Here is a 5,728-nt window from a genome sequence, read left to right as displayed (position 1 = left end):
TGCCGATTCCGAGGGCATCGCGCGCACCGTACCGAGTTGATGGCGTGCAGGGTTCCGAAATGATCGCGCGCGGCGTTCCGAGCATTCTCCGCGCAGCATTCCGACTTGATCGCGCGCAGTTTCGGATGGTGTGAGGCCTGATCGTTGGCCATTTCTCCGGCTGGAAGCAGCTTGGAGAATTGGATGCCGACGAGGAGGGTTATCATGCGCCAGGTGCGCGAGATTGTGAGATTGAGCCTTGAGGCTGGGCTCTCGACGCGCGTGGTTGGCGAGCGTGTAGGCGTCGGGCCGACGACGGTACGTGACACGCTGAAGCGGTTTGCGCGCGCGGGTCTGACATGGCCCGTCCCGGAAGCGATAAGCAACACCGAGCTGGAGCAACTGCTGTACGGGGTGCCTGGCGTGAAGCCGGGGCGCCGCAAGGTGGCCGAGCCTGACTGGTCCATTGTTGCCCGCGAGCTCAAGCGCAAGCATGTGACCTTGCAGGTGCTGTGGGACGAGTACATTGCAGAGCATCCGGACGGGTACCGGTACAGCCGGTTCTGTGACCTGTTCCGCAACTGGGAAGGCCGACTGCCGCTGGTGATGCGCCAGCACCACGGCGGGGGCGAGAAATTGTTTGTCGATTATGCCGGCGACACGGTGCCGGTGGTTGACCGTAAGACTGGCGAGGTGCGTGACGCGCACATCTTCGTCGCGGTCATGGGCGCATCCAGCTTGTCGTTCGCACTGGCGACGTGGACCGAGCAGCTCGGCGACTGGATCGCGGGACATAACGCGGCCTACAGCTTTTTTGGCGGCGCGACGCAACTCCTGGTGCCCGACAACGCCAAGGTCGCGGTGATCAAGGCCTGCCTCTATGACCCTATGGTCAACCGCAGCTATAGCGATATGGCGCAGCATTACGGCACGGCGATTTTGCCGGCGCGGCCGCGGCGTCCGAGAGATAAGGCGATTGCTTCATATTGCACCTCATCCTGACAGTTGCGCGGTGATAGATGTTGTTCGCGGTTTGCGGGAGCGGCGGCCGCCGCGGCCTTTAAGGATAGTCGTATTTGATGGGATCTCCCAGAGACCACGGTTAAGGCTGTCAGCGTAGCACTGTTTGATGAGCCCCTGACGGCCCCACTCCTGCACGGTGGTCTTGGCAATGCCAAACCTCGCTGCGACCTCGCGCGTCGTGAGCATGCCACAGTGGCGCAGTCGATCGTATCGACTCGCCAGTTTGTAGGCACCTCGAATGAAGGCGATCTTCTTCAGATTGAACGGCTTTGCCTCCGATGTGCGCCATCCGTTCTGATTGAGAATCTCAGCGATCTCACGATCGCAGTAATAGTCAAGGAGACGATCGACCTCGGCGACGAGCTCGGGTTTGAACTTGCGGATCTGTGCGATAGGCAACGGCCGTTCGAGCACCAAGGAGCGCGTCGCGCCGCCCGACAGGCGCACATGAACAGTGATCTTCTCCGCTTTGATCAGGGTTACGTCGTCGATGAGTAGACGCACAATACGCTTGCGCTCGCGGACGTCGACACGCGAGTCGTGCCAGATTCGTGGCAGTTGCTCGGCAAGATCGAGAATGCGCCGTCGGGTCTCGGCGTTCAGTGCTGCGGCTTGCTGTTTGCTGCGGCGCTCGTAGTCTTCGGCCGCATCGGCATGAAGGCGCAGCTTCTCGTTCCATTCCGCCTCGAGCGCATCGGCGACAAGGCGGTTGTCGGGATCGACCTTCATGTAGCGCCGACGCGCGATCTCAGCTTCATACCGCATCCGCTCGACATGCTGGCGACGCGCTGCGTCAGTCTCCGCGGCGCGCGCCTCGAGCTCGCGCTGAACCTCCAAAGTGACCGCCAGGCTCATCGGTGTCAGCAGCTCGATCATCAGGGCGGCGATCGCGGCATCGACGAGCTTCCCGGGAACCGTTTGGCATGTCCATCCCGCGCGCCGCACCGCATTAGCTTGACAGACATAGGTCGGCACTATGCGGCTGTGCTCTTGGCTGTAGCGCACACCCATGCGTTCGCCACAGAGGCCACAGACCACGCGACCTTGCAGCAACGCCGGTCCTTCGCGTGCCGGCCCCGACCGCCGTTCGCCGCCGAAGGCGCGGGCATTGTCGGCGAGCCGCCGCTGATTGGCTTCGAACCGTTCCCAGTCGATGTAGCCTTGGTACATGCCCGGCATGACGAACTGCCAGTCCGCCTTAGCAACCCTGACGACACTGCTGCCGCCGTCGGGTCTGTACCGTGTGCGCGTGCGCCCATAGACGAAGGCGCCGGCGTAGCGTGGATTGTGGAGCACCTGCAGGATCCGTGCATGATTCGGCGGCGCCCACAGGAGGTCTCCCTTGTTTGGACCTGCGCGCAATCGACGTGGGAACAACAGAGCTTGCTCTCGGAAGAAGCGGACGGTCTGCACGGCACTTTCGGTCCGCTCAAAGGTGTCGAACACGAGACGGATGGCATTCTGCACTTGGGCGTCAGGATCGAGGCCGAGGGTCCGATCATTCCGGTAAACCAGGCCGACTGGAGGGCACATCTCGAGCTCGCCACGTCGCGCCTTATTGAGTTGGCCACCGCGCATGCGTGCTTTGAGGATGTGCAGCTCGGCTTCGCTCATCGTGCCCTTAAGGCCGAGCAGGAGGCGATCATTGAAGTTGGCTGGATCGTAGATTCCGTCCTCGTCGAGGATCAACGTCATCGTCAACGCGCACAACTCGATGAGGCGGTGCCAGTCAGCCGAGTTGCGCGCAAGCCGCGAGACCTCCAGACCCATGACAATGCCGGCCTTGCCCAGCGCCACCTCACTCACGAGTTGCTGGAAGCCCTCGCGTGCTGTCGTACTTGATCCGGATTTGCCGAGATCGCAATCGATGACGTGGATGCGTTCAATCGGCCAGCCCGAGGCGATTGCCCGAGCGCGCAACGCATATTGGCGCTGCGTGCTTTCGCCGTGCTCGGCGACTTGGCGGAGGGTCGATTGGCGGACATAGAGGTAGGCGGCGCGCTTGAGATGCTCGGTAGTAACTTTGAGCTCAGCCATGGGCAGGCTCCATTGCGATGGCGATGATGATGCCCGCGATGAGGCGCGTGAGGTCGCCCGCTGCGGGCAATGGATCGACCGTGATCGCTGGCGTGGTCGGATGATCGCAGTACGCCATCTCGGCGTGGCGGCGCTGCCCGAGCGCTCTGATCCATGCAGCGAGCCCTTGGCGGCGAAGAATGCCGAGGCCGAAGCAGGCGGCGAGCTCGCCTCGCAATACCGCGGCGCGTAGCTCCTCGTAACGATCCGTGGCGTCCGCCGGCGGAACGATCAGGTTGAAGTGAGTCGTTTTTTTTTGCGCGCCAGCGCCCGCTCCAGGCTGCGCCGGTGCACCTTGACGCCAAAGCGTGTCTCGATCGCATCGAGACATTGCGGTGTCGTCAGCTCGGGGCTTGCGGCCTTGAGATCGGCTACGAACGCAATGACCTCGACGGAGATCTTGTGGCCACCCTTGGGGCCTCGCCGGTTCGGCAGCAAGCCGGCGACGCCTGCGCTCTGCAGCGCACTCTGGGCCTTGTAGAAGGTTGGGCGGGTGACGCCGAACGTCGCGGCGGCTTCGCTGATGGCAACGCCGTCGACTTGATGGCGCCGCACCATCTCGTAACGGACCTGGACCAAGTCCTTGGCATCGAAGAATGGATTGCCGACGAACAGCAGGTCGCGGACAGCTTCGGGGTCGGGATTGAGGACGCCGTCCTGCGCCAGCGCCGCGCTCTTCGGATCCTGTTTTTTGGCCTTCCTCATGCGTGGCCTCGAATCGTCGTAAATATAAATACGCCTCTAGATCTTGATGATCAAGCCCCAATTCAACACCACATGCTGATATTTGGCCGGTTAAATTGTAAAAGTCCATCGTTCGGCGGCTGTGGAGCGGCGTCATTCCCTTTACATATGCGGCGCAATTCTCTTTACGCATCGTCGGACCTCAATCCCTCGGCAAGCCGATCCAGCGCATCACACAGGGCCAGCAGATCAACGGTCCTAAAGGCTGCTCGACCCGCGGCAATCAGCCGAAACTCATCCCCGGGATCGATGTCGGTCCAGGCGCTCGCAATCGTGCAAAGTCGTCCATTCTGCCCTTCATAGATCACCCGGTCTTCGCCCCAATGTCGCTGCCGGCAGATCAGATCGAACATGCGACCGCACAGCGGATGGAAGGGATGAGTGATCCGTACCTTTTGGCGGGTCGTACCTACACGGCCTGCAGTCGACGACTTTCTCCAAGGCGAAGGTCGAGGCCTGCGTCGGAATCGTCGAGCGCTGGCTGCTGGGGCGGCTGCGCAACCGAACTTTTTACAGTCTGGCCGAGCTCAACGGTGCGATCGCCGAGTGGCTGGCCAAGCTCAATGACGGACGGGTGCTGCGTCAGTATGGACGCACGCGGCGCCAGCTGTTCGAGGAAATTGATGCGCCGAATCTTAAACCGCTTCCCGGCGAACCGTGGGTCCATGCCGAATGGCGCCGATGCCGGGTCGGGCTCGACTATCACGTCGAGATCGAACGACACTACTACTCGGTGCCCTATCGCTTCGCCCGTCGGGAGGTAGAAGCGCGGATCAGCGCACGAACGGTTGAAATCTTCCTGGGCGGCGAGCGTATCGCCGCGCACATGCGCGGCAGCGGCAACGGTCGGCACACGACGATCAGCGCCCACATGCCTTCCAGCCACCGGCGCTATGGCGAGTGGACGCCGGCAAAGATCCGCAGCGAGGCAAGCCGGATCGGCCCGATGCTGCGCCTGCTGATCGACCGGATCATCGAGGATCGGCCGCATCCCGAACAGGGCTATCGTTCGTGCCTGGGGATCATCCGGCTTGAGAAGCGCTTTGGCGCCGAGCGCCTCGAGGCGGCCGCGCTGCGCGCGCTTGAGATCGAGGCTCGCAACTACCCAAGCGTCAAATCGATCCTCGAAAAGGGGCTCGATCGCCTTGCAACGCCCGCGTCCCCCGAGCGCGAGCCGATCATACACACCAACATCAGAGGCTCGGACTACTACCACTAAAAGGGAAGAGAATGCTGACACACCCCACACTCCACTTGCTTACCCGGCTCGGCCTTACCGGCATGGCCGAGGCCTTCACGAGCCTCGCAGACAACGAGGAGGTCCGGGGTCTCGCTCACGCCGAATGGCTGGCGTTGCTGCTGGACCATGAAGCGACTTGGCGTAACAACCGGCGCCTGGCGCTTCGTCTTCGCAAAGCAAAGCTGCGTCATCATGCCGTGCCCGAGGATATCGACTACCGCGCCTCCCGTGGGCTCGACCGCCGCTTGTTCGACATGCTGCTCAAGGGAGACTGGATCAAGAACCATGAGAATTGCGCCATTGTCGGGCCAACCGGCGTCGGGAAAAGCTGGCTTGGCTGTGCGCTCGGCCACAAGGCCTGCCGGGACAACCACTCTGTACTTTACACCCGGCTGCCGCGGTTGATCGAAGAACTGGACGTTGCCCGGGGCGATGGCCGACTCGCTTCGCGGATGAAGAGCATCGCCGCCGTCGACCTGCTAATTTTGGATGATTGGGGCCTCCAAACCATCGACGCCAATGCCCGTCACTATCTGCTCGAAATGCTCGAAGACCGTTACGGCCGTCGGTCAACACTCGTCACCAGTCAGCTTCCAATTGCCAAATGGCATGAGCTCATAAATGACCCAACTTACGCTGATGCCATACTTGATCGCCTGCTTCACA

General features: G+C 62.0%; 5 protein-coding genes and 2 pseudogenes. 4 read left to right on the top strand and 3 right to left on the bottom strand.

What is annotated here, in order from left to right:
• Nucleotides 1–204: 204 nt before the first annotated feature.
• A pseudogene (gene istA, locus QQL28_RS45390) lies at nt 205–954 on the top strand (IS21 family transposase); the annotation flags it as partial.
• Nucleotides 955–972: 18 nt separating this feature from the next.
• Here istA and QQL28_RS45385 read toward each other — a convergent pair.
• Nucleotides 973–3,039 carry a recombinase family protein gene (locus QQL28_RS45385; RefSeq protein WP_284276364.1) on the bottom strand — a complete coding sequence of 689 codons (2,067 nt, stop codon included), beginning with the start codon at nt 3,037–3,039 and terminating at the stop codon, nt 973–975.
• Here QQL28_RS45385 and QQL28_RS45380 point away from each other — a divergent pair.
• Nucleotides 3,038–3,271: a hypothetical protein gene (locus tag QQL28_RS45380; RefSeq protein ID WP_225132295.1), complete on the top strand. Its 234-nt coding sequence runs from the start codon at nt 3,038–3,040 to the stop codon at nt 3,269–3,271. The two genes, QQL28_RS45385 and QQL28_RS45380, sit on opposite strands and share 2 nt — an antisense overlap.
• A gap of 38 nt (nt 3,272–3,309) precedes the next feature.
• Here the strand turns inward: QQL28_RS45380 and QQL28_RS45375 are convergent, their stop codons facing one another.
• Nucleotides 3,310–3,783, bottom strand: a complete 474-nt coding sequence (locus tag QQL28_RS45375) for a helix-turn-helix domain-containing protein (RefSeq protein WP_284276362.1) — start codon at nt 3,781–3,783, stop codon at nt 3,310–3,312.
• Between the two features lie 164 nt (nt 3,784–3,947).
• Nucleotides 3,948–4,208 carry a DUF5372 family protein gene (locus QQL28_RS45370; RefSeq protein WP_284276365.1) on the bottom strand — a complete coding sequence of 87 codons (261 nt, stop codon included), beginning with the start codon at nt 4,206–4,208 and terminating at the stop codon, nt 3,948–3,950.
• A gap of 8 nt (nt 4,209–4,216) precedes the next feature.
• Here QQL28_RS45370 and QQL28_RS45365 point away from each other — a divergent pair.
• Nucleotides 4,217–5,041: pseudogene (locus QQL28_RS45365) on the top strand (Mu transposase domain-containing protein); the annotation flags it as partial.
• An 11-nt stretch (nt 5,042–5,052) separates the two neighbouring features.
• The coding region (gene istB, locus QQL28_RS45360; protein ID WP_284276360.1) for an IS21-like element helper ATPase IstB at nt 5,053–5,728 on the top strand (676 nt) is incomplete at its 3' end.

It is taken from the genome of Bradyrhizobium iriomotense (assembly GCF_030160715.1).
GTDB lineage: Bacteria > Pseudomonadota > Alphaproteobacteria > Rhizobiales > Xanthobacteraceae > Bradyrhizobium > Bradyrhizobium iriomotense.
This window is presented reverse-complemented; position numbering and strand designations above follow the sequence as displayed.

Excerpts from the sequence above, each read along its gene's own strand:
- QQL28_RS45380 (WP_225132295.1), top strand. The coding sequence starts at position 3,038 with ATGGGCAGGCTCCATTGCGATGGCGATGATGATGCCCGCGATGAGGCG.
- QQL28_RS45385 (WP_284276364.1), bottom strand. The coding sequence starts at position 3,039 with ATGGCTGAGCTCAAAGTTACTACCGAGCATCTCAAGCGCGCCGCCTAC.
- QQL28_RS45375 (WP_284276362.1), bottom strand. The coding sequence starts at position 3,783 with ATGAGGAAGGCCAAAAAACAGGATCCGAAGAGCGCGGCGCTGGCGCAG.